Source organism: Alphaproteobacteria bacterium (assembly GCA_040218575.1).
GTDB lineage: Bacteria > Pseudomonadota > Alphaproteobacteria > JAVJRE01 > JAVJRE01 > JAVJRE01.
In genome coordinates this window covers 382213-405803 of the sequence record JAVJRE010000003.1, presented here as the reverse complement: position 1 = coordinate 405803, position 23591 = coordinate 382213, and the positions used below count along the sequence as shown (strand labels likewise).

The window sequence follows — 23591 nt, the reverse complement described above, 5'->3', positions numbered from 1 at the left end:
GCTGTCTCCGTCCCGCGCCGACCGGCCGTGAGCGGCCCGAACCTGATACCGTTTCGTGCTCGCGACAAACTCGCCCAGAATGGCGGAATTGAGCCCTTCCTAGCCCGAAGGAAGCGAGAAACTAGTCTCTGGCGAGTGGTGGGTCAACAGCCATCTACGAACTTTCGAAACGATTATGTCGAAATAACTTTCCGAAAGTTGCGTGAACACCATCTCCTCTGCAACAGGATACCGATTCCGGAACCAGGTCATCTGCCGTTTGGCATAGCGCCGCGACCGGGTTTTGGCCTCATCAACCGCTTCGGCCAGAGTCAGCTCGCCCTGATCATGGGCCATAAGCTGCGGCACGCCGAGCGCCCGCATGACGGGCAGGCGGCGGTCAAGACCGAGCCCGACCAGGCGCCGCACCTCGTCGCACGCGCCGGCGGCGATCATGGCGTCAAAGCGCCGCTCGATCGCGTCATAAAGAGCCGTCCGGTCAGGACTGAGGAGCAAGGCAAGCGGAGCGAGCAGCCGGCCGCCGGCAACCGGTACCCGGCGACCTGCAGCCTGCCAATCGGACAGCGGGCGGCCGGTCGCCAACCATACTTCGGCGGCGCGCAGCAAGCGGTGGCTGTCTCCTGGCGGCAGGCGCCTTGCGCTTGCCGGATCCACGCCCGCCAGCCAGGCGCAGAAGGCTTCCCGGCCCATAGTATCCAGCCGGCGGCATGCGTCCCGCCTGACCGCTGCCGGAATATCGGGAATGTCGCTCAGCCCGGACAGCAGAGCCTCCAGATAGAGGCCGCTGCCGCCGACGATGATCGGCACACGTCCCGCCGCGGTGGCGGCCTTTATCTCATGCTGCGCCAGGGCCAGCCAGGTTGCGGCGGAGATCGGCTGGTCGCCAGCGGCAAAGCCATAGAGGCGATGGGGCAGGTGGGCGCATGTGGCGGCATCGGGCCGGGCGCTGAGCACAGACAGGTCGCGGTAGACCTGGACGCTGTCCGCGTTGATCACCACGCCGTCCAGCGCTTCAGCCAGTCGCAGACCCAGATGGGACTTGCCACTGGCCGTCGGCCCGGCCACTACGATAACGGGTATGCCCGGCGGCATAACCTTGGGGCGGAGAATCACGTTAACGCCCGGCCCGGGTCGGGCTGTCGCGCCATTGCCTGGGCCAGCCGCGCAGAGCCGGCGACCTCAGCCGCTGGCCAGGCGAATGGCGACAAAGTGCAGGTCGCCGTCCCTGTCCACCAGCAGAAGCACGGCGCGCCGGCCCGACTGTCGCGCCTCTTCGATACGCTGGTTGACGTCACCGACGGAACGAACCTCGGCCTGGCCCACCTCAACCACCACATCCCCCGGCCGCAGCCCCTTGTCCGCCGCCGGCGAGCCCGGTGCCACGTCAACCACCAGAACGCCGGCGACTTCGGCACCGACCCCGTACTGGCGGCGGGCTTCATTGCTCAGATCGCCAAGCGACAGGCCGAGCGAATCCACATGGCCGGTGTCGCCCGATGATGACTGGGGCTGGCGAACGGACGCATTGACCACCCGCTCTTCGTCCAGTTCGCCAACCGTGACATTGACCGTTTGCGCCGCGCCATTGCGCCAGACTCTCACCGGTACGCTGCGGCCTATTGCCGTCTCGGCCACTATGCGCGGCAGACGGCGCATTTCCTCGACGTCCTTGCCATCAAACTGCAGCACAACATCGCCGACCTTGATCCCGGCATCCGCCGCCGGACCATTCTCCGAGACTGCCGCGATGAGAGCGCCCCTGGCCGATTCCAGCCCCAGGCTCTCGGCAATCTCGTCACTGACATTCTGGATTCGTACGCCAAGCCAGCCGCGGCGGGCGTAGCCATGCTCCAGGATCTGATCGGCTACATTCCTGGCCATGACCGACGGGATGGCAAACCCAATGCCGATGGAGCCACCGGACGGCGAGAAAATCGCCGTGTTGATGCCGACCACTTCGCCATCCATATCGAACAGAGGTCCGCCGGAATTGCCACGGTTGATCGAGGCGTCGGTCTGAATGAAGTCGTCATAGGGCCCGGCATTGATGTCCCGGGCGCGCTGCGAAACGATTCCGGCGGTGACCGAACCGCCAAGACCAAAGGGATTGCCGATGGCCATGACCCAGTCGCCAATCCTCAACACATCGGAATCACCCCATGCCACGGCAGGCAGAGGGCCATCGGCCTCTACCCGCAGCACGGCGATATCCGTTTTCGGATCGCTGCCCACAAGCACCGCGTTCAGCACCCGGTCATCATGCAGGATAACCCGGATTTCGGTAGCGCCGTCGATGACATGATTGTTGGTGATGACAATGCCCGACGAATCGATAATAAAACCGGAACCGAGCGATGTCACATTGCGCGGCGGGCTGTTGCCGCCCGGTTGATTGTTGAAGAACTGATCGAAGAACTCCTCAAAGGGCGAGCCTTCCGGCACCCTGGGCAGGGGCCCTCGCGCCGGGCCGCGACCGGACACCACCTGTGTGGTGGAGATATTAACCACCGCCGGCAGCAATTGCTCTGCCAGGTCGGCGAAGCTTTCCGGTGCGCCGCGGCCAAAGGCGAGGCCGGACCAGATCAGGGCCAGCGCCAGAACGCCGGTCATCACCGCAATGGGCCGCACATGTATCCGGCCTCGCACGGCCACTGCCGTCGCCGCGGGGCAGTGTCCCGCCTGCGTACCGGTTCGCGCCATCTGTATAGATATCACGTCGCCACTCCCACAATCTGACTGTTCGACCGCCGCCTCTCGGGGGTACCTCCCGGGCGGCGCTTATCGGTCAGCCCATAGTCTAGCGAAGAATGTGGCCGAGACGTGTCAGTTTCCGGACGGCGGGCGACTGCGCCTTCACAGTCGATCACGCCGCCGCGCACGACTGAGACGCGATCCCGTCCTCAGCGCGGCAGGTTATTGAAATACTTGAAAAATTCACTGTCCGGCGAAAGCACCAGCGAGGTGGTTCCATCGTCCTTGAAGGCCTGCTCATAAGCCTGCAGCGACTTGTAGAACTCAAAGAAGCCGGTATCGGCGGAAAAGGCGCGGCCGAGAATCTCGTTACGCTGTCCCTCACCGTCACCGCGAATGGCCTGCGAGTCGCGCTCCGCCTCGGCCACGGTACGGACGGCGGTGCGATCGGCCCGGGCCCGGATGGTCCGCGACTGCTCTTCACCAACGGCCCGGAATTCCCGAGCCAACCGCTCGCGTTCCGAACGCATACGGTTGTAAACCGCCTGGCTGGTTTCCTCCGGCAGGTCCACCCGACCGATACGGAAATCGACGATCTCCGTACCGAACGGAACCACCTGCTCGGTCACCCGCTCGCGGATCTGAGTCACCGTTTGGTCGCGCCGTTCCGACAACAGGTTGGACAACTGAACCCGGCCAACCACATTACGAAGCTCCGACTCGACAATGGCTACGGCCCGGTCATCAAAGTTGCGCTCCGTGCGGACACGTTGGAAGAAAAGCAGCGGGTCGGTAATCCGATACCGCACATAGACGTCCACATTCACTCGCCGCTGGTCCGCCAGAGGAATCTGCCGGGGACCAGGGTCCAGACTCAAGGTGCGTTTGTCATAGCGCACAGTATTCTGAACAAAGGGCAATTTCACGTACAAGCCGGGCTCGGCGACAATCCGCTTGGGATTACCGAACTGCAGAACAATGACCTGCTCGCGCTCATCAACCACATAAAACGCGCTAAGCGCGGTTATGCCGCCAACGACCAGAAGGACGCCGACAATGGCCAGGAGACCGCGTTTCATGGGCTTGTCCCTCCGCTGCCTGTCTGGCCGCCGGACTGCCGCTGCAATTGTGGCAAGGGCAGGTAGGGAATAACGCCGCCTTCGCCCTGATCAATGATGATCTTGTCGGTGTTCTCCAGAACGCGGCCGATCGTTTCCAGATACATACGCCGAATCGTCACCTCCGGCGCGGTGCGGTAGGCCTCCAGCACCTCACGGAAGCGCTCGGCTTCACCGGCCGCCTCCAGAACCAGCCTTTCACGATTGGCTTCCGCCTGCTGGCGAATTTGCTCGGCCTGGCCGCGCGCCTCAGGCACCACCTGGGATTCATAGGCTTCCGCCTGATTGCGCAAGCGATCACGATCCTGCCGCGCCCGGACCACATCCTGAAAGGCATCGATCACCGGTGCCGGCGGATCATTCTTCGCCATGCGGATACCGGTAATGACCACGCCGGCATTGTAGTCGTCCATAATTCGCTGCAGCAGGGTCTTTGCGGCGTTCTCCATAGGGCCACGATCTTCCGTCACCGCGCGTTCGAACGCAGTCTGGCCGACAACCTCGCGCATGGCACTTTCCGCCGCGATTTTGACGGTCCCTTCCACGTCACGCAGGTTGAACAGAAAATCACTGGGCTCATCGACGCGCCACTGCACGGTGAAGTTCATATCGACGATGTTCTCGTCAGACGTCAGCATCAGGCTTTCCTGCTCAATCGAACGGCTGGCGCCGCGGCTGGCGGCATCAACCGTGCCGCGAAAGCCGATGTTGATCTGTCGCGTCTGCTCAACATCCACCACTTCATGAGTCATGATCGGTGCCGGCAGCCGGTAATTCAGCCCGGGCTCCGTGGTTGTCTGCCACTGACCGAACAGCAGAACGACGCCGCGCTTGCCTGTTTCCACCACATAGAAACCGGACAGCAGCCAGAGCGCCAGGATGGCAAGAAAGGCCAGAACAAACGTGCGGCGACCACCGCCGGGCATCATGCGGCGAAACCGCTCCTGCCCCTGACGCATCAGATCTTCCAGATTGGGCTGCTGGCCGCCACTGCCGCCGCCCCACGGCCCGCCGGAGCCCCCTCCACCGGAGCCGCCGCCCCATGGTCCGCCACCTCCCTGATTACGCCAAGGCATATGGTTTTTGTCCCTACCGGCTGCTGCGTTGCGTCATCGCCGATCAAAAAACACGGCGGACTTCAAGCTTTTACGACCTCTGGCCCGGTCATACAATCCTCGCCTGCCGGAATGTAGCCAGGCCCGGTGGAATGTGGCGCCGCACCCAACCTGGAGCCTGGCGACCACGGCAGACCGCGGGCTCAGGCAGAACCCCGTCGCGGCTTTCCAAGCGCAGGTCTCCGCCCTATATCAGGTGACAGCCGCCGACACACTGTCGGCCCGACCACCCCGCAGCCTCCCTCACCCACAGGCCATCACATCGTCATGAGCGCCATCGCCGAACAAGACATCAAGGCCGCGCTGGCCAGCGTCATCGATCCCGAAGGGCGCAAGGACATCGTGGCCATGGGCTGGGTATCCGCCATCACCATCAAAGAGGGTCATGTACATGTGGCGCTCGATGCACCGGCAGACCGCCGGCCGCGCCTGGAGCCTCTGCGCCGCGCCGCCGAGCGGGCCGTCGACAAGCTTGACGGGGTATTGTCGGCGACCGTGGTGGTCACCGGCGCCCCTGCCACGACATCTCCGCCGGCCGCCGCGACGGCGCAGCCGACGCCCCGCGGCAGTGACCGCGCGGCCCCCGTCGGCGGCGGCCGTGACCGCGAGCCGAAGGCGCTGGTTCCCGGCGTTCGCTCCATTGTTGCTGTCGCCAGCGGCAAGGGCGGTGTCGGCAAGTCCACGACGGCGATCAACCTGGCCCTGGCCCTCGCCGCTCAGGGTTTGCGCATCGGCCTGATGGACGCGGATATCTACGGCCCCTCCGTGCCGACCCTGCTGGGCCTCAAGGACAAGCCCATCAGCGAGGATGGCCAGACCCTGACTCCGCTCAGTGCACATGGCATATCGTGCATGAGCATGGGATTCATCGTGCCTGAAGACACGCCGATGATCTGGCGTGGGCCCATGGTCATGAGCGCGCTGGAGCAAATGCTGCGCGACGTGAACTGGGGTCAGCTGGACATGCTGGTGGTGGATATGCCGCCCGGCACCGGCGATGCTCAGTTGACCATGGCGCAGCGGGTGCCGCTGACCGGTGCGGTCATTGTCTCCACACCGCAGGACCTGGCTTTGATTGACGCGCGTAAGGGCCTCAACATGTTTCGCCAGGTAGAGGTTCCGGTTCTCGGCATCGTCGAGAATATGAGCCTGTTCATCTGTCCGCACTGCGGCAAGGAAAGTCGGATTTTCGGCCATGGCGGCGCGCGGGCAGAAGCGGAAAAGCTGAAGGTGCCGTTCCTTGGTGAGGTGCCCCTGAACATGGATATCCGGATCGGTTCCGATGCCGGGGCACCGATCATGGCGACGGCGCCTGATGGTCCTCTGGCACAGGCCTATCGTGACATTGCCAACCAGGTATGGAACCAGGTCGGCGGGTTGATCGGCGCCGGCGCGCGCCAAGCCCCGAAAATCACCGTCAGCTAGCGTCTCTCAATCGGCGGGTCGGCCAAGCGCGGTCATCAGTTCAGACCATTCGCGCCGCGACAGGCCGCACGAATCGGCATCCACCGCCTCGCCGGCCAGCATCCGGCGCACCGCATCCAGGGCCCCTGCCGACAGCCTGAACCCATTGGCCTGGTAATCGGAGAACGCCTCCCAGGTCAGTGGAACCCAGCGGGCGACGATGGCCGCGATGGCGTCGCCATAGGCGCGGATCTCGTACTGAGCGTGCGGGTCCATACGCAGCCGCAGGAAGTGCAGAAGATTGTGCAGATCGATCTTCCAGTACCATTGGGTGTAGTAGTTGAGCGACAAGCTCATGCGGGCCAGCTCACGGGCCAGGCCCGGGCCTGCCGGCGCGGAGCCATCGTCCGCCCCCTCTGACATCAGCCATTCATAACGATCATGGGCCGCTTCGGAATCAGCCCGCAAAAGGTGTTGCACATGGGCCGCCTGATCGGCCGGCAGAATCTCACCCCGACCCTGCCGGTTTGACTGCGACTGGCGGGCCAAGGTTTCGGCTGCGGGCACATAGAACTCACGATCCAGAACGGAATAGCGGGCCGACAGCTCATTGACGTTTGCCGTGCGATGACGAATCCACTGGCGGGCGACGAAGATCGGCAGCTTAACGTGCAGCTTGATCTCGCACATTTCGAACGGTGTGGTGTGGGCATGGCGCAGCAGGTAGCGCAGCAGGCCGCGATCCTCCCGCACATGGCGCGTACCGGCGCCATAAGACACCCGCGCCGCCTGCACAATGGCGGCATCGTCACCCATATAGTCGATCAGGCGCACGAAGCCGTGGTCGAGGACCGGCACCGCCTGAAACAGGACATCCTCCAGCGCCACGACGGTCGGCCGGAGCGTTTCCTGCTTGTGCCGCCGATTATCCTCGATTTCCTGCTCTTGTTCAGGCGTCAGCGCCATGGGCCGTGTCTGCCTCGCGGTTGATCTGGGGGTGCATCTGCGCCAATCGGACGCCGGCACCCTCCTAAAAGCCGGCGCACCATACCTGCCTCTTCCGATTCAGCGCCACAGTCCCTATATTAGGGACGTCGGGGAACCGACTATGGTGATAAACGCCATGTGGAATAACCGCAGCGGACCCGGGGGCAGTACCCGGCGCCTCCACCACCGTTTCCGCCGATCCCGACAAACAGGGCTCCGGCGGCACTCTACGGGGGCGAAATAGGATCGACGCGCGTGTAAAGACATGGTTTTTGCCCGGCATGGTACCGCCGTTATCGGGCCGTTTTAGAAGTGCCAACGATAACGACTTGGCTCTCGCTGCCTAGTCCTTAACCGGACATCGGTAAGCGCGGCCCGGGGGGCGCCGGGCAACAGAAGCCCCCCAACCTTCCCCCACTTTCATCCTGGGCCAACCAGCCGGCGATTGGCCACGGGTCCGGCGGACAAGCCTCGACATCCCGTCGCAGCGGATACAGTATTTCATAACCCGGCCATGTCCCGCACTCTGCATACCGGGACGCCGATCCGATTGACCCTGCGCCGCAGCGAGCTGGCCATGACCGACGCCTATCTGGATTATGACACTCTGGTGGACAGGGCGCTGCGTGGCGTTGTGCGAACCAGCATTGCCCAGGTAGCGGAAGACGGCTTCACCGGCGACCACCATTTCTACATCACCTTCCGGACGGATCACCCGGGCGTCGAAATTCCTGATCATCTGCGGGCCAGCCACCCCGGCGAAATGACCATCGTCCTTCAGTTCCAGTACTGGGGCCTGGAGGTCAGTGATGAGGCTTTCTCCGTAACGCTCAGCTTCAATCGCAATCACGAACGTCTGACCGTTCCGTTCACGTCGCTGACATCGTTCGTCGATCCATCGGTAAAGTTCGGATTGCAGTTCACCGGCGCCGGACAGACAGACCGGCCCGCTTCAGGCGAATCACCCCTCCTGGTCGGCAATGGGACGCAGGATGGCAATGCAACCGAACCGGCCCCTCCTCCGTCTGGTCCATCCGGCCCATCCGGCCCATCCGACAAAGAGGCGGCGGCCGAAGTGCCGGACGAAACCGCTGCGGGCGGTGAAGTTGTGCATCTGGACACCTTTCGCAAACGCAAATAGGCCTGCGGGCACTGCGGCTGTTTCCGTAACGCCGCCGTCTTGACTCGTGCCGGGGCGACCACGACCATGACGCGCCTGCGGCGTAGTATTTCTTAACGCCACTCCGTCTTCACTCTCAGGAACTGACCCGATGCCGACAGATGACAAGGCAGGCCCTTCGACCGATCAGACACACCGGGTCGAGAGCGATTCCATGGGTGAGGTTGAGGTGCCGGACGACCGGCTTTGGGGCGCCCAGACCCAGCGATCACTACAGAACTTCCGCATCGGCGATGAAATCATGCCCTTGCCGGTCATACGCGCCTTCGGGGTGCAAAAGCGATGTGCGGCCAAGGCCAATATGTACCAGGGCCTGATGAAGAGCGAAATCGGCGATGCCATCGTCATGGCGGCGGAAGAAGTGGCGGAAGGCAAGCTCGATGACCATTTCCCGCTACGGGTCTGGCAGACAGGCTCCGGCACCCAGACCAACATGAACGCCAACGAAGTGATCGCTAACCGGGCCAGTGAGATTCTTGGTGGCAAACGCGGCGCCAAAGCGCCGGTCCACCCCAATGACCACGTCAATATGAGCCAGTCGTCCAACGACAGCTTTCCGACTGTCATGCATATCGCCGCGGTGACGGAAATCCGCAAGCGGCTGGTTCCGGCGCTGGACAAGCTGCACCGTGCGCTGAGCGAGAAAAGCGAAGAGTTCGCCGGCATCGTCAAGATCGGGCGCACTCACATGCAGGATGCAACTCCACTGACCCTCGGTCAGGAGTTCGGCGGCTACGCCGCGCAGATGCGGTCTGCGCTGACGCGCCTGAACTGGGCGCAGTTGCGCCTGTGGGAACTGCCGCAGGGCGGCACGGCGGTCGGTACCGGGCTCAACACCAGCTATGGCTTCGGCGCGCAGTTCGCAGCGGCGGCTTCCAACTATACCGGCATGACGTTTACCGCCGCGGCCAATGCCATCGAGCATATTGCCACCCATGACACCATGGTCGAGGTGTCCGGCATCCTCAACACCATCGCCGTCAGCCTCAACAAGATTGCCAACGATCTTCGCCTGCTGGCGTCCGGGCCACGCAGCGGCCTGGGTGAAATCAATCTTCCCGAGAACGAGCCCGGCTCGTCTATCATGCCGGGCAAGGTCAACCCGACCCAGTGCGAAGCCATGACCATGGTCGCCGCTCAGGTTATGGGTAATCATACGGCGGTCACCATTGCGGGCGCCCAGGGGCATCTGGAACTCAACGTCTTCAAGCCGGTTATCATCTACAATGTGCTGCAATCCATTGCTTTGCTGGCAGACGCCAGCGTCAGCTTCACCGACAATTGCGTAACCGGCATCACGGCCAACCAGGCGCGTATCGATGATCTGATGCAGCGCTCTTTGATGCTGGTGACGGCGCTAACGCCGCATATCGGCTATGACAAGGCGGCGAAAATCGCCAAGTCCGCCCATGAGACGGACGCCACGCTGCGCGAGGCAGCCGTGGCTCTGGGCTATGTCAGTGGCGAGGATTTCGATGCCTGGGTACGGCCGGAAGACATGGTCGGTCCCAGACCGCCCAAACCGCCGAAGCTGATCGGCGACTGACCGGCGGGGGCGGACATGGTCCGCGTGGCGGCGGTCCGTGCTGGGCTGGCCGCTAGTTGCCGCCGAGAATGCCCTTGAGAATGCCGCCCAGCGGTTGGGACTCTTCCCCACTCGCATCGCCCTGCGGCGCCACCTTGCGCAGCAGTCGTCCGACACCTTGTGCCGCCAGATAGCCGGCCAGATCGTCCGTGTGAAAAATGCGTCGTGGATTATCGATGGGACCGCTCAACTCAACACCCAGCGGCGGTGCGTCGCTGTGCAGCGCCAGACCGAAATTCATCCGCAAAGCCATCTGCCACTGCGGCAGGTCAGCCCGTACTGTTCCTGTGCCAAATCCGTCCGGCGCGTCCAGCCGGATGTCCTGACTGGAGACCACGCCGTCTGCCACGGTGAAGCTGGCTGACAGAGACTCGAAGGGCGTCTCGCCTCCCGCACTGGTCTGGCCGATCACGCCGGCCAGATCCACAATGCTGTTGACCTCTGCGAGGCGGGCACTGATGGCGCCGAGGTCAACACCCTGAACCACGCCTTCGTTGACTTGCACTGCGCCATTACCGTTCAGCGACCTGACGAGCGAGCGGCTGGACACGCCCTGTGCGGCAAGCGACAGCGTCATGTGCGCAACGCCCGCCACCACATCCAGGCCGCCCGTCTGAAACAGGGCATCCCGCACCTGCAGGCCATCGAGGGTGACATCCGCCGCAACGCCAGGATTGCGCCCGGCGCTGAGCCGGCCGCTGGCCGACACCGTTCCGTCAAAGACCGTGCCGGTGAGCGATTCGATTGTCAGAGCGCCATCGGCGAGCCGTGCCATCACGGCCGGCTGCTCAATCAGAATCTGGCCGTAGATTAGTCCCTGCAACCGTGCGGACAGACGACCGTCTACCGCGTTCAACCATTGCGGAATGACGGGATCGTCGGACCACGGAGCGCCGCCGGCACCAGCCGTGGCGCTATTGCCTCCGCCCGATGTCGCACCACGCGCCGAACCCTGGCTGGCGCTGGTCAACTGGTTGAGATTGAGTGTGCCGCCGGTCAGGTCAAGCCGCACGTCGGGCCGACCACCGGCCGGCAGGCGAACCTCTCCGCTGCCGTCGATCACATTGTCTGCGAGAGCAAAAGACAGCGTCGTAAATGTCAGAGCCGTTGCATCGCCGGACATCTGCGCCGTCAGTCTGGCGGCCTGGCCGGGCCCGGCCTGGCCCTTGCCGCCGGCCAGCAGTGTTGGCAGGTTCGGGTGCGTAGCAACCACGGAAACCGCAATGTCACGCATCGCCGCCAGGTCGCCGATGCGCCCGTCCACCGTCGCCGAGCCCTGCCCCAGGGTCAGCGTCATCAGGCCTTCAACCGCCGCAGAGTCAAGGCGCACGGCGCCGGACAAGTCCATGCGGCCGGCCTGCTGTATGCCAGGCGTCGGTGTCACACCCAGCCCGGCAAGAAGCGCCGCCGGATCGCTGCTGGCGACGGAAAACGTCGCCTGGCCGGTGGGTGTCGGACCAAGGCCGGCGATCTGCCCGCTGGCCGACAGACGGCCTCCCGGGATCTCTGTTTGCAGGGTCGTGATGGTGACCATCTGGCTGTCCGCCGACGCGCTCAGCGACAGGTCCGTCAACGCCACGTCACCGACTACTAGACGTTGTACGCGGATTTCCGCCGCTAAGTCTGCCGGCAATGGGGCCATGGCCGGCACCAGCAAAACCCCGGACGGGCTCGCCTGCCGCGACTCTGCATCCTGCCGCACGGCGGCGGCGGCCGCGTCGCCACCGCTACCACGGTCGCCAATATAGTCATTGAGATTGAGCGTGCCGAATTCAGCAGTCAGATCAACCAACGGCCGCGCGCCGGAAAGGTCGATGCGGGCCGTACCGGACAGCGCGGTGCCGTCGATCGCGCCGGTCATTCCGTCAAGCGCAAGCTGTGTTCCGTCATAGCGAATCGTTGATGCCAACCGGGCGGAGCGGAAACCATGGGCCGGCAGGCTGGCGCGGTCTACGCCAAGCCAGGCCAGGGTGGCCTGAAGGTTTGCGGCTTGCACCTGCACGTCCATGGCAACGCCGTCACGCGCGGTCACGCTGCCTTTTGTATTCAGCACTGCCTCGCCAGGCAGCCTCAGGGACACGCGGCTGACCTGCAGGCCACCCGGTCGCAATGCCGCGTCCAGCGCGATGTCACTCACCAGCCCGTCGCGCCACGACATCGAGCCTATGGTCAGAGACAGAGAGCCCGTGACCGGCAAATCACCCAAACCAGCGAACGGTCCATGCGCCATGGAGCCGGTCTGGCCGCCGCCGGAAACCGATCCGGACGACCCGCCGGACGCGCTTTCGTCTGACCGGATACGGGTCGCTGATATTATGCTGGCAAGCACGGAATCGCCATTGATGCGATCAAGCGAAAGCGCCACATCCACCTGTGCCGGCGACCCCAAAGCCACCAGCACAGCGCCGGTGCCACGGGTCCCGTCCACCTCGAACTGAACGCTGTTCAAAGTGATGCCCGCGGCATCGCCAGCCATATCCGCGCTGAGCGACAGGGGGTCATCAAGACCACCAAGCGTGGGCGGCGTCACACCGGCCAACGCCAATAGCTGGGCAATGCCGTCGGCGGATGAGCGGGCGTTCACAGCGAGCGACCCGCGATACGCCGGTGTGACGCTGTCCAGCCCGTGGATGGCGCCGTCAAGGCGCACCTCCGCAGACGATGTAGCGAAGCGGGCCTGCACCGGTATGGCGGAATCGGCCAAGCCGCCGACCATCAGCCGGATGTCCAGCGTCTCGCCGTTGAGCTGCAGGTCGCCGTTCACCGTGACAGGGCCGACGAGACTGTCCAGCGAACCGCTGATATCTATCGCCTGCGCCACAAGGCTTGTCGCGCCATTGACATAACTGACCCTGCCATCTTCAACGGCGAATCCGGCGATGGACAAAGCGGGGCCGGACCGCTCTGCCGCCGCGCCGTCGCCAGACAGGCCGCCGGCGGCGGCGTCTCTGGCTCTGGCCGTCTCTTCGGGCAACCAGTTGCCGCCGCCTGATGGCAACGCTACGAGCTGAATGTCCGGCTCCACCAGGACAACCCGGTCGATGGCGATGCGGCCAGCCAGAAGATCAGACCAGACCAGACTCAACTGCAGCGCCTTCATTGCCGCGAGCGGCTGCGTTGAATCCCCGCCTGGCGCCGCTGCGCCATGCAGTGTCAGGTCACGGGCCACCAGCGCCGGCGCCGGCAGCAGGCGCAATGACAGGTCGCCTGCGATCTCCAGGCGATACCCCGTGGCGCTGGCGACCCTTTCCGTGACTTCCGGTTTGAACCGGTTCCAGTCAAAGAAGAATGGCCCCACCAGCAAGGCGATGATGACCAGGGCGACAAGAGCGCCGGCAGCAATGGCAATACGTCGCATGAGACCCCAACTCCGGCTTACCCCGGGCTTACCCCGCAGGTTCCAGTACCGCTTGGCAGCCTAGCCTAGCGGTGCGATGCGGCAAGACCATGGCGGCAGACCGTTTTCCATCTGACAAATAAAGGGGAGCAACTTACCGGATTCAATTTTGTGGATTCACCGGCGGTCCTTCTTCGGTATAGGGTGCAGACCATGATTCGCCCACCCGGCTCGCAACGACCCGGCCCCTCACCAGTGTCCGCATCGATTGTTCGTCGGTCGATGCTGCTTGCCATAGTGGTTATGGCGGGTCTGACCATCGCCGGCCTGCCTGGCGGCGCCCTTGGCGCCGGTCTGGGGCTGGCGGGCCTGCACTGGCAGCGACGACGCACCCATCAAAAGGACGTGCGGCGTCACAACGGCGTCGCCCATTCGCTGGCCGCGGTCGCCGGCTTCGCCGTGGGCACACCAGGTCTGCGGGACAGTCATCAGCCCATAGACGGGCTGGCCGCCTTTGCCTTGCCGCCGGCTGATGTGCGGCTGCGCGCCGCCTTTGCCCTGGGCTGCCCGCGGCCGGACGATCTGGCGCACCATGGCCGCGTCCTGCGCCGTGCCTTTCCCGCCGATTCGCCGGCCCAGGCGGAGGTGCGCCGCGGCGTGCTGCGGATTGCGATTAGTCTGGTGCCGGCCACGGCGCGCGGTGCCGCGTGGCGCAGCCGCATGGCGGCGCTGGCCACCGCGCTGGAGCTTGGCCAGGATGATCTGGCGGCATGTCTGGCCCGACCCGCCCGCTCGCCAGGGCTTGGCGAGGATCCCTATCAGATTCTGGGTGTGTCGCCGACCGCGCCGACCGGTGACGTCAAGGCCGCCTGGCGCCGCCGCGTCCGCCAGTTCCACCCCGATGGGCTTGGCCTGGACGGCGTCACGGCGGAGCAGATCAAGGCGGCTGAGCGGGCCCTGGCCCGGGTCAATCAGGCCTATGCCCGGTTGCGCGCCGACAAGCGCGCCGCCTGAACCCCGAAACCGGGGCAGCGCACACATGGCCGTCTCGCATCCACCACCTCTGCGCCTGCGGTTATCGGCCAATTTCAACCAGCGCCCGGCCGGCCAGGCCATTGATACCCTGATCATCCACTATACCGGCATGACCAGCGCAGCCGCCGCGCTTGATCGTTTGTGCGACCCACGGGCCAGCGTCAGTGCCCATTACCTGATTGATGAAAACGGCGGCACATGGCAACTGGTCGCCGATTCCTGCCGCGCCTGGCACGCCGGCGTCAGCTTCTGGCGCGGCCGCACCGACATCAACGGCTGCTCTATTGGTATCGAACTGGCGCATCCCGGTCATGAGTTCGGCTACCGCCCCTTTCCCGCAGCCCAGATCAACAGCCTGATCCGCCTGTGTCACAGTGTGCAGGCGCGCCATCCCATAGAGCCGTCGCGGGTACTCGGTCATGCAGATGTCGCGCCCGGCCGCAAACAGGACCCGGGCGAAGCCTTTCCATGGCGCCAGCTAGCGGCGGCAGGCATCGGCCTGTGGCCGCCGGACGATGCCACCGCCGGCCACCTGCGGCAGAAAGACCTGCAGGCCGCGCTGCGCCGGATCGGCTATGACGTACCGGACAACGGGCGGGCGTCAGCCGCGGTCGAGCGGGCGGTTGCCGCCTTTCAGAGCCATTTCCGGCCGTGGCGCATCGATGGCCGGGCTGATGACCAGACCAGTGGCCGCCTGCTCTGGATGGCAGATCGGACTTCTTGACAGAACCCTTTGTAATTCTTACATAAATCCAGCCAGATGGCCGGATGGCCGCACCCCCTTCGGGTGGGTGAGGAAAGTCCGGGCTCCATGGAAAGAAGGTGCCGGGTAACACCCGGCGGGGGCGACCCCAGGGAAAGTGCCACAGAAAGCAAACCGCCAGCGTGGCTTTGGCCACCGGTAAGGGTGAAAGGGTGCGGTAAGAGCGCACCGCGCGGCCGGCAACGGGCGCGGCACGGCAAACCCCACCTGGAGCAAGACCGAATAGGGGTGGCTGTCGGACCTTCGGGTTCGCAGGCGGTTTCCGCGCCGTCACCCGGGTAGGTTGCATGAGACATTCGGCGACGGATGTCCCAGATGAATGGCCATCGCCCGTCAGGGCACAGAACCCGGCTTACAGGCCATCTGGCACCCCTTTGCCCTTTGCGGAGCAGCCGGATCGGCCGCGTCTCTGAATCCACGTATTTCTTTATAAACAGTACGTTACGAGAATAACGACCGCCTGCCACCGGCCTGTGGCCGTGAGTCCCGCCGGCCTTCCTCGCGAACATACCAGGAACACGGCGGCTGGGAATGCACCGGAATCCGTCCCGCGATTATCGCACCCGGGCCCATGGCCAGACGGATGGCCATCGGCCGTGTGGCCATGGGCGCGGCAAAGACGCAGAAAAAGGCGCTTTATCCCATGGACGACAGGCGCTTTTCATTGACCGCCCAAATCATCCCATGGTATCCCAAACATTCCCAAGAAAGACCGCTACCCGATGTGGGGGGACGGGCCCGGATGGGCCTGAAAATATGTCCGGAGAGGGCGGGTCGTGGCGCTGTTCCTGTCCACATTTGTCAACAAGATCGACCGCAAAGGCCGGATTTCCGTGCCGGCCAGCTTTCGTGCAGCGGTCGCCGGCCAGTCGTTTCACGGCATCGTCCTCTACCGGTCACACCAGCACCCAACCTTGGAAGGCAGCGGCATCGGCCGCATGGAGCAGCTAGCCGGCGAAGTCGATTCGCTGGATCGCTTTTCCGAAGCTCAGGACGATTTCGCCTCGGCGATTTTCCCTGATGTGCGCCAGCTCGCCTTTGATGGCGAAGGCCGCATCATCCTTGCCGAAGATCTGCGTGAGCACGCCGGCATCACCGGTGAAGCGGCCTTTGTCGGTCGCGGTCCGGTATTTCAGATCTGGCAGCCGGAGCGCTTCACCGCTTTCCAGCAGGCAGCCCGCGAGCGTTTGCGTACGGCCGGCCGCACTCTGCGCCCGGCGGCGGCCGACGCCCCGCGATCACCAGCACCTGACGGCGACGGGTCATGACCTCCGCCGCCCTCCCCGCCTCCGCCGCGCCCGAGCCGGCGACGACACAGCATGTTCCCGTGCTGCTGGCCGAAACCCTGTCGGCGCTTGAGCCACGCGATGGCGGCCTCTATGTGGACGGAACCTTTGGCGGTGGCGGCCTGACCCGCGCACTGTTGTCTGCCGCCCGTTGTCAGGTTCTCGCCATTGATCGCGACCCTGCCGCGTTTGCCCGCGCCCGGCACATGGCAGTCCGGTTGGGCGACCGTCTGATCCCGCTGCACGGACGCTTTGGCGACATGGCCGCCTTGTGTCGCAGGGCCAGTCCCGCCGCGGCCGAGCGCGGGGTTGATGGCGTTGCCCTCGACCTCGGTTTCTCGTCCGACCAGATCAATACCCCCGACCGCGGGTTCTCGTTCCAGGGTGACGGGCCGCTGGACATGCGCATGGACACCAGCCAGGGGCAGACGGCCGCTGAACTGCTGGCCGCCATCAGCGAAGCCGACCTGGCCCGCCTGCTGCATGATCTGGGTGAAGAGCCGGCGGCGCGGCGCATCGCGCGCGCCATCGTCGAAACCCGTCAAAGGATGCCACTTCGCCGCACTGGCGAGCTGGCCACGATCATTCGTCGGGCCAAGGGCGGCAGCGGCAAGACAGACCCGGCAACGCGGTCCTTTCAGGCCCTGCGCATGGCCGTCAACGATGAGCTGGGCGAAATCGAGCGCGGTCTGGTGTCAGCGGAATCCCTTCTGGCGCCCGGCGGCCGTCTGGCCGTCATCGCTTTCCATTCCCTCGAGGATCGGCTGGTCAAATCCTTCCTGCACAGCCGCTCCGCCGGGGCCGCCGGTGCGCCCTCGCGCCACCAGCCCCCTTTGTCTGCCGACCAGCGGCGGCGGCCGACACTCCGGCTGCTGCACCGTCGCGCCATAAAGCCCGGCGAGGAGGAAATCCGGTTCAACCCCCGTGCCCGCTCAGCCCGCCTCCGCACGGCGGAGCGCGTGGCCGTATCTGCTGGCGAGTCGGACTAGACCATGCGCCTGCGCCCCACCCTCGGTCGCCTGTCTGTCGCTTGGATCGTCCTCGCCGGACTGGCTGCATACGGCCTCTTTCACGTGACCTTCGCCGTTCGTGACATTGAGGAAGAACTGCAGACGCTGAACCGCCAGATCAACGATGATCAACAAGCCGTCCATGTTCTGGAGGCGGAGTGGGCCTATCTCAATCAACCAGCACGGCTGGCCGACCTGTCGTCGCGATATCTTGGCATGGTGCCGCTGACTACCGCGCGCGTTGGCGAGGTCGCCACTTTGCCACTGATCATTTCGCCTGATGTGCAGAGCGCCGCGAGAGTGGAGCCGGCCGCCGCCGTGGAACCAATCGAAGCGTGGTCGGAAATCCGTCTGCGTGTGCGACCGGGCATCATTCGATGATGGGTAGCATAACGCGCCATCGTCACATCCGCATCGACGGCCGGACCAAGACGTTTGTGGAGGTTGGGCGGACGCGGTTGGTTCTGACCGGCGCTTTGTTTGCCGTTGCCTTTGGTGTGCTGGCGCTGCGGGTCGCTGATCTCAGCATTGTACAGGCGGCGGCACAGGCCGACCTCGTGCAACGCCAGGTCACCGACCAGGTGGTACATCGCGCTGAACTGACAGATCGCAACGGCGTCATTCTGGCGACGAGCCTGGCAACCGCTTCACTGTATGCCGACCCGCAGCGTGTTCAGGACATTGATGAGACGGCGCGCCGTCTTTCCACCATTCTGCCCGACCTTAGTGAAAACTGGATTCGCGAGCGCCTGGACACCGACCGGCGGTTCGTCTGGCTGCGCCGCAATCTGACGCCTCGCCAGCACTACGAAGTCAATCGTCTCGGTCTGCCGGGATTGGATTTCGTCACCGAAGAGAGCCGCGTCTACCCGCACGGCCGGCTGGTTTCTCACGCTGTTGGCTTTACGGACATCGACAATCGCGGGCTGGCCGGGATCGAGCGTGGTCTTGAGGACGTCATTACCAGTTCGCAAGCAGCGATCAGCCTGTCCCTGGACATCCGCATTCAGGGCATCCTGCACGAAGAGCTGGCGGCGGCCATGACCCGGTTCAGGGCGGTCGGCGCCAGTGGTCTGGTGCTCGACGTGGCGAGCGGTGAAGTGATCGCCATGGTGTCGCTTCCAGACTTCGACCCGCAACTCGCGGGCAACGCGCCAGCCGAAGCCCGTTTCAACCAGACGACCCTGGGCGTCTATGAAATGGGCTCCACGTTCAAAGCCTTCACCACCGCCATGGCGCTGGATTCCGGTGCCGTGTCTCTGGCCGACTCCTTCGATGCCACAGAGCCTCTGCGCATCTCCCGCTTTACCATTGATGACTATCACGGTCAGAACCGCTGGCTCACCGTGCCGGAAGTATTCATCCACTCCTCCAATATCGGCGCCGCGCGCATGGCGCTGGCCGTCGGCGGCGAACGGCAACAGGCTTATCTCACGCGTCTGGGCCTCTTGAGCCCGTCCGCCATTGAATTGCGCGAACTGGGGCAACCGGTGAAGCCAGAGCGCTGGCGTGACGTCAACACCATCACGGTGTCCTATGGCTATGGCGTTTCTGTCCCCCCCCTTCAACTGGCCAGCGCCACAGCGGCCATCGTCAATGGCGGCCGCCTGATGGCGCCGACCTTGTTGCGTCGTAACGTCGCCTCGCCGACGCAGGAAACACAGGTCCTGTCTGCGCAAACATCACAGACCATGCGCCAGCTCATGCGGCTGGTGGTGACCGAAGGCACCGGCAGCATGGCCGATGCCCCCGGCTATCTGGTCGGCGGCAAGACCGGCACCGCCGAGAAACAGAGCGGGCGGGGCTATGCTGAACGACGGCTGCTGTCGTCCTTTGTCGGGGTCTTTCCCGTAGACGCACCGCAATACGTTGTTCTGGCACTGATCGACGAGCCAAAGGGCGACGCCCAGTCATACGGCTTCGCCACCGGTGGCTGGGTCGCTGCGCCGGTTGTCGGCCGCTTTGTCGGCCGCGCCGCACCCCTGCTCGGCATTCGTCCGCGCCCCGATGACGAACGGGCCTATGACGACATGATTGCCATAACCCTGCCACTGGGAGGGCGTCATCTTGCGTCTTACTGACCTGATGCAAGATCACACCGATACCGGCTGGCCGCCGATTCCGGCAGCCCATCTGGTAGGTCCGGACGTGGACATTACGGGCCTGAGTGCGGATTCGCGCCGCATTGAGCCGGGCATGCTGTTCGCCGCCCTGCCTGGCACCCGGGTTGATGGTCGTCACTATATTCCCGATGCCCTGCGTCACGGCGCCATCGCCGTGCTGGCCGAGACCGGTACCGCGCTGCCGGCGACCGACAAAGTCATCAGCCTGGTTACCGACGATTGCGTGCCGCGACGCTTCGCCCGCATGGCGTCGGCATACTGCGGCCCCCAGCCCGCCTGCATTGCCGCTGTCACCGGCACCAACGGCAAGACGTCGGTCGCCACCTTCGCCAGCCAGATATGGCGCTCAGCCGGCCGGCCGGCAGCCAGCCTGGGCACCCTGGGCATAGAGTCAGACGGCGCCAGCCAGGCGCGGCTGGATAGCCGACTGACCACGCCAGACGTCATGGACCTGCACCACGCCCTGGCCCGGCTGGCCGGTGACGGCGTGGCTCATTTGGCCCTGGAGGCCTCCAGCCACGGGCTGGCTCAGCATAGGCTGGACGGGGTTCGTGTCTCCATCGCCGCCTTTACCAACCTGAGCCATGATCACCTGGACTATCACGGTGATATGGCGGCCTACCGACGGGCCAAGGAACGCCTGTTTTCAGAGATCGTTGTCACCGGCGGCAGTGTGGTCCTCAACCGCGACTCGGGCGAGTACGACACCCTTCGCAACATCGCCCGCGCCCGCAACCTTTCCGTGCTGGACTATGGCCTGACGCATGGTGGCGTGCGCTGCGACCACATGGCCGCGACGCCGGAGGGCTGGCGGCTGACACTGACAATCGGCGGAACGACCGGCGATGTGCGTCTGCCTCTGTGGGGACGCTTTCAGATTCTCAATGCCCTTGCCGCCGCCGGCATCGGCCTGGCATCAGGCCTGTCGTCCATGCAGGTGCTGAACGCCCTGAACCGGCTGCACGGCGCCCCCGGGCGCATGGAGATCATCGGCGCGACAGAGGCCGGCGGCCTTGTGGTCGTTGACTATGCGCACACACCGGACGCCCTGCAGGCCGCTTTGCAAGCCATGCGGCCACATGTGACGGGTCGTCTGGTAGTGGTGTTCGGTTGCGGCGGCGACCGCGACGGTGCCAAACGTCCGGTCATGGGGCGCATCGCCGCGCACAACGCCGACCGCGTCATTGTCACGGATGACAACCCACGCACGGAAAACGCCGAAGCGATCCGGCGGCAGATTCTGGCGCAGGCGCCCGACGCCCTCCACATCGCAGACCGCCGGCAAGCCATTGAGACCGCGGTACGCGGGCTCGCCGCCGGCGACGGTTTGCTCATTGCCGGCAAAGGTCATGAGACCGGCCAGATCATCGGCGATCAAATCCTGCCGTTTGACGACCGCGCCGTGGCGCGGGGTCTGATTGGCTCCGGCCAGGGGGCGGCTCATGGTTGAACCCTTGTGGAGCGCGGCCGAAGCCGAGGCGGCAACCGGTGGACAGTCCACCGCACCATGGTTGGCGACAGGCGTGTCGCTGGATAGCCGCTCGCTAGCGCATGGCGACCTGTTTGTTGCCATCAAGGGTCCCAACCACGACGGACACAGTTTCGTCGCAGCAGCCTTCCGCAACGGCGCCGCGGCAGCCATGGTCGATCGTCGTGGCGCCGTCGCCAGCCATCGAGCCGAGTGGCCTCTGCTGCGCGTCGACGACACCGATGCCGGGCTGCAAGCGCTGGCCACCGCCGCCCGGCAGCGCAGTCAGGCGCGCGTTATCGCTGTCACGGGCAGTGTCGGCAAGACCAGCACCAAGGAGGCCCTGGCCCTCGCTCTGGCCGCCTACGGGGCCACCTCGGCCACCACCGGCAATCTCAACAATGCCTGGGGTGTGCCTTTGAGCATGGCCCGCCTGCCGCGCCACGCCACCTATGCGGTACTCGAAATCGGCATGAACCAGCCGGGTGAGATCGCCCCTTTGTCGCGTCTCGCCAGGCCGCACGTGGCCATCATCACATCCATTGGTGCTGCCCATCTTGAGGCCTTCGACAGTATCGCCGCCATAGCGGCGGAAAAAGCAGACATCTGTGCCGGTCTTGTCGCCGACGGTATCGCCGTTCTGCCGCGCGACAGTGATCAGTTTGCCGTGCTGGAGGCACGAGCCAAAGCCCAGCACGCCAGGGTGCTGACCTTCGGTCGGCATAGCAGCGCCGATGGATGCCTGGTGTCGTGGCGAAAGACCGCCGAGGGCGCTGTCCTGGAGGCCATGATTCTCGGTCATCGCCACACGGTCACTCTGCCCCTGACGGAAGAACACTGGGCCTCCAACGTCCTGGCTGTGCTGACCGCCGTGGCGGCGTTAGGTCTGGACCCCGGCCCGGCGGCGACCGCCCTGGGCAAGCTCCGCTCCCTGCCCGGACGTGGTGAACGATTCACCGCCGCCATCCGCGGCGGTGTGCTCACCGTGATTGATGACGCGTACAACGCCAACCCCGACTCCATGCGCGCGGCCCTGCATTCCCTTGGCGTTATGAAGCCCGCCGCCAGCGGCCGACGGATCGCCGTGCTTGGCGACATGCTGGAACTGGGCGACACAGCGGCGAGCCTGCACAAGGCCATGGCCGCGGACGTGACCGCCGCCGGGGTCGATCTCGTCTTCGCCATCGGACCCCTGGCGGCGGTGCTCTTTGCCGCCTTGCCGGAAAAGAACCGGGCTCTGGCGGTGACCAGCGCCGATGCCCTGCCAGAGGCCCTGGATCAGTTGTTAAGACCCGATGACATCGTGCTGGTCAAAGGCTCCAAGGCAAGCCGGGCGAGCCTCGTGGTTGACCACTTTCGTCACCGCGCTACCAGCCGGAACACCCAGGAAGGCGTCGCCCATGCTGTTTAATCTCCTGGCGCCGCTGGCCGACAATTATACCGTCTTCAATCTGTTCCGCTTTCTGACCTTCCGCACCGGCGGCGCGGTCATGACGGCGCTGATCGTCTCGTTCGTTCTTGGCCCGTCGTTTATCCGCTGGTTGCGTCGCAAGCAGCCGGCCGGCCAGCCCATCCGTACTGACGGCCCGGCCAGTCACCTGCTGACCAAGCAGGGAACGCCAACCATGGGCGGGTTTCTGATTCTTCTGTCGCTCAGCATTTCCACATTGCTGTGGGCCGACCTCAGCAACGGCTTTACCTGGGTCGTGCTGGCGGTCACCGTGGCTTTCGGCGCCATAGGTTTCGTCGATGACTATCGCAAACTGACACGACGTAGCAGCGCCGGCATTCCTGGCAAGTTCAAATTCGCCATGCAGGCTTTGGTCGCCCTTGCCGCCGCTGTCGCCATCAGCCATCTGACCCGCGACCCGCTGGCCACCACCCTGGCCTTTCCCTTCTTCAAGAACCTGCTTGTGGATCTCGGTTGGTTCTATTTTCCGTTTGTCGCCTTCGTCATTGTCGGCGCCTCCAACTCCGTCAATCTGACAGACGGGCTGGACGGCCTGGCCATCGGGCCGGTGATGCTGGCAGCCAGTTGCTTCCTGTTCATCGCCTATCTGGCCGGTAATTCCATTTTTGCCGGCTATCTGCAGATCAATCATGTGCCGGGGGCCGGCGAGTTGGCTGTGTTCTGCGGCGCCATGGTCGGCGCCGGGCTTGGCTTCCTGTGGTACAACGCGCCGCCGGCCATGGTGTTCATGGGCGACACGGGATCGCTGTCCATGGGTGGCGCACTGGGCGCCATCGCTGCGGTCACCAAGCACGAAATTGTCCTGGCCATCGTCGGCGGCCTGTTCGTTCTGGAAACCGTATCGGTCATCGCCCAGGTGGTGTCGTTCCGATTGACCGGGCGTCGCGTTTTCCGCATGGCGCCGCTGCATCATCACTTCGAGCAGAAGGGCTGGGCGGAGCCGACCATCGTCATCCGCTTCTGGATCATTGCCTCGATCCTGGCCGTCGCCGGTCTGGCGACCCTGAAGTTGCGCTAG

The 23591-nt window shown here is 64.7% G+C and carries 18 protein-coding genes and 2 other RNA genes; 14 read left to right on the top strand and 6 right to left on the bottom strand.

Annotated features, from left to right (window positions below; all coding sequences use genetic code 11):
* Nucleotides 1-99 precede the first annotated feature (99 nt).
* The 4 genes from miaA to hflK all read right to left on the bottom strand — a co-directional run bounded on the left by miaA (nt 100) and on the right by hflK (nt 4885).
* Nucleotides 100-1092, bottom strand: coding sequence for a tRNA (adenosine(37)-N6)-dimethylallyltransferase MiaA (gene miaA, locus RIE31_05605; protein ID MEQ8640071.1), 993 nt, complete (start codon nt 1090-1092; stop codon nt 100-102).
* Between the two features lie 87 nt (nt 1093-1179).
* Nucleotides 1180-2646: a DegQ family serine endoprotease gene (locus RIE31_05600; protein ID MEQ8640070.1), complete on the bottom strand. Its 1467-nt coding sequence runs from the start codon at nt 2644-2646 to the stop codon at nt 1180-1182.
* 254 nt (nt 2647-2900) lie between these two features.
* Entirely contained in the window at nt 2901-3770 is an 870-nt protein-coding gene (locus RIE31_05595) for a protease modulator HflC (GenBank protein MEQ8640069.1), read from the bottom strand.
* On the bottom strand, nt 3767-4885 hold the full coding sequence (hflK, locus tag RIE31_05590) for an FtsH protease activity modulator HflK (GenBank protein MEQ8640068.1): 1119 nt from the start codon (nt 4883-4885) through the stop codon (nt 3767-3769). The genes RIE31_05595 and hflK overlap by 4 nt, the downstream gene beginning before the upstream one ends.
* Nucleotides 4886-5191: 306 nt before the next feature.
* Here hflK and apbC point away from each other — a divergent pair, with 306 nt between their 5' ends.
* Nucleotides 5192-6349 carry an iron-sulfur cluster carrier protein ApbC gene (apbC, locus tag RIE31_05585; protein ID MEQ8640067.1) on the top strand — a complete coding sequence of 386 codons (1158 nt, stop codon included), beginning with the start codon at nt 5192-5194 and terminating at the stop codon, nt 6347-6349.
* A gap of 6 nt (nt 6350-6355) precedes the next feature.
* Here apbC and thyX read toward each other — a convergent pair whose 3' ends face one another.
* Complete coding sequence (thyX, locus tag RIE31_05580) at nt 6356-7294, bottom strand: FAD-dependent thymidylate synthase (protein ID MEQ8640066.1); 939 nt, start codon at nt 7292-7294, stop codon at nt 6356-6358.
* A gap of 88 nt (nt 7295-7382) precedes the next feature.
* Between thyX and ssrA the strand changes: the two genes are divergently transcribed.
* From ssrA to fumC, 3 genes are all read left to right on the top strand, one after another.
* Nucleotides 7383-7723: a transfer-messenger RNA gene (gene ssrA, locus RIE31_05575) on the top strand.
* A 106-nt stretch (nt 7724-7829) separates the two neighbouring features.
* Nucleotides 7830-8456: a ClpXP protease specificity-enhancing factor SspB gene (locus tag RIE31_05570; GenBank protein ID MEQ8640065.1), complete on the top strand. Its 627-nt coding sequence runs from the start codon at nt 7830-7832 to the stop codon at nt 8454-8456.
* Nucleotides 8457-8586: 130 nt separating this feature from the next.
* Entirely contained in the window at nt 8587-10041 is a 1455-nt protein-coding gene (gene fumC, locus RIE31_05565; protein MEQ8640064.1) for a class II fumarate hydratase, read from the top strand.
* A 52-nt stretch (nt 10042-10093) separates the two neighbouring features.
* Here fumC and RIE31_05560 read toward each other — a convergent pair whose 3' ends face one another.
* Nucleotides 10094-13438: an AsmA family protein gene (locus RIE31_05560; protein ID MEQ8640063.1), complete on the bottom strand. Its 3345-nt coding sequence runs from the start codon at nt 13436-13438 to the stop codon at nt 10094-10096.
* Between the two features lie 261 nt (nt 13439-13699).
* On the opposite strand from RIE31_05560, the gene RIE31_05555 reads away from it, so the two are divergent.
* From RIE31_05555 to mraY, 10 genes are all read left to right on the top strand, one after another.
* Nucleotides 13700-14431, top strand: coding sequence for a J domain-containing protein (locus RIE31_05555; GenBank protein MEQ8640062.1), 732 nt, complete (start codon nt 13700-13702; stop codon nt 14429-14431).
* Nucleotides 14432-14456: 25 nt separating this feature from the next.
* Nucleotides 14457-15176: an N-acetylmuramoyl-L-alanine amidase gene (locus RIE31_05550; protein MEQ8640061.1), complete on the top strand. Its 720-nt coding sequence runs from the start codon at nt 14457-14459 to the stop codon at nt 15174-15176.
* Nucleotides 15177-15208: 32 nt separating this feature from the next.
* Nucleotides 15209-15586: RNase P RNA component class A (gene rnpB, locus RIE31_05545), an RNA gene on the top strand.
* Between the two features lie 405 nt (nt 15587-15991).
* Nucleotides 15992-16483 carry a division/cell wall cluster transcriptional repressor MraZ gene (gene mraZ / locus RIE31_05540; GenBank protein MEQ8640060.1) on the top strand — a complete coding sequence of 164 codons (492 nt, stop codon included), beginning with the start codon at nt 15992-15994 and terminating at the stop codon, nt 16481-16483.
* Nucleotides 16480-17490, top strand: a complete 1011-nt coding sequence (gene rsmH, locus RIE31_05535; protein MEQ8640059.1) for a 16S rRNA (cytosine(1402)-N(4))-methyltransferase RsmH — start codon at nt 16480-16482, stop codon at nt 17488-17490. The genes mraZ and rsmH overlap by 4 nt, the downstream gene beginning before the upstream one ends.
* A gap of 3 nt (nt 17491-17493) precedes the next feature.
* Complete coding sequence (locus RIE31_05530; GenBank protein ID MEQ8640058.1) at nt 17494-17892, top strand: hypothetical protein; 399 nt, start codon at nt 17494-17496, stop codon at nt 17890-17892.
* The gene (locus RIE31_05525) at nt 17889-19592 is read left to right on the top strand and encodes a penicillin-binding protein 2 (GenBank protein ID MEQ8640057.1); all 1704 of its coding nucleotides are present in this window, start codon (nt 17889-17891) and stop codon (nt 19590-19592) included. Before RIE31_05530 ends, RIE31_05525 begins: the two co-directional genes overlap by 4 nt.
* Complete coding sequence (locus RIE31_05520) at nt 19579-21084, top strand: UDP-N-acetylmuramoyl-L-alanyl-D-glutamate--2,6-diaminopimelate ligase (protein MEQ8640056.1); 1506 nt, start codon at nt 19579-19581, stop codon at nt 21082-21084. The genes RIE31_05525 and RIE31_05520 overlap by 14 nt, the downstream gene beginning before the upstream one ends.
* Entirely contained in the window at nt 21077-22513 is a 1437-nt protein-coding gene (murF, locus tag RIE31_05515; protein MEQ8640055.1) for a UDP-N-acetylmuramoyl-tripeptide--D-alanyl-D-alanine ligase, read from the top strand. Before RIE31_05520 ends, murF begins: the two co-directional genes overlap by 8 nt.
* Nucleotides 22503-23591, top strand: a complete 1089-nt coding sequence (gene mraY, locus RIE31_05510; GenBank protein ID MEQ8640054.1) for a phospho-N-acetylmuramoyl-pentapeptide-transferase — start codon at nt 22503-22505, stop codon at nt 23589-23591. Before murF ends, mraY begins: the two co-directional genes overlap by 11 nt.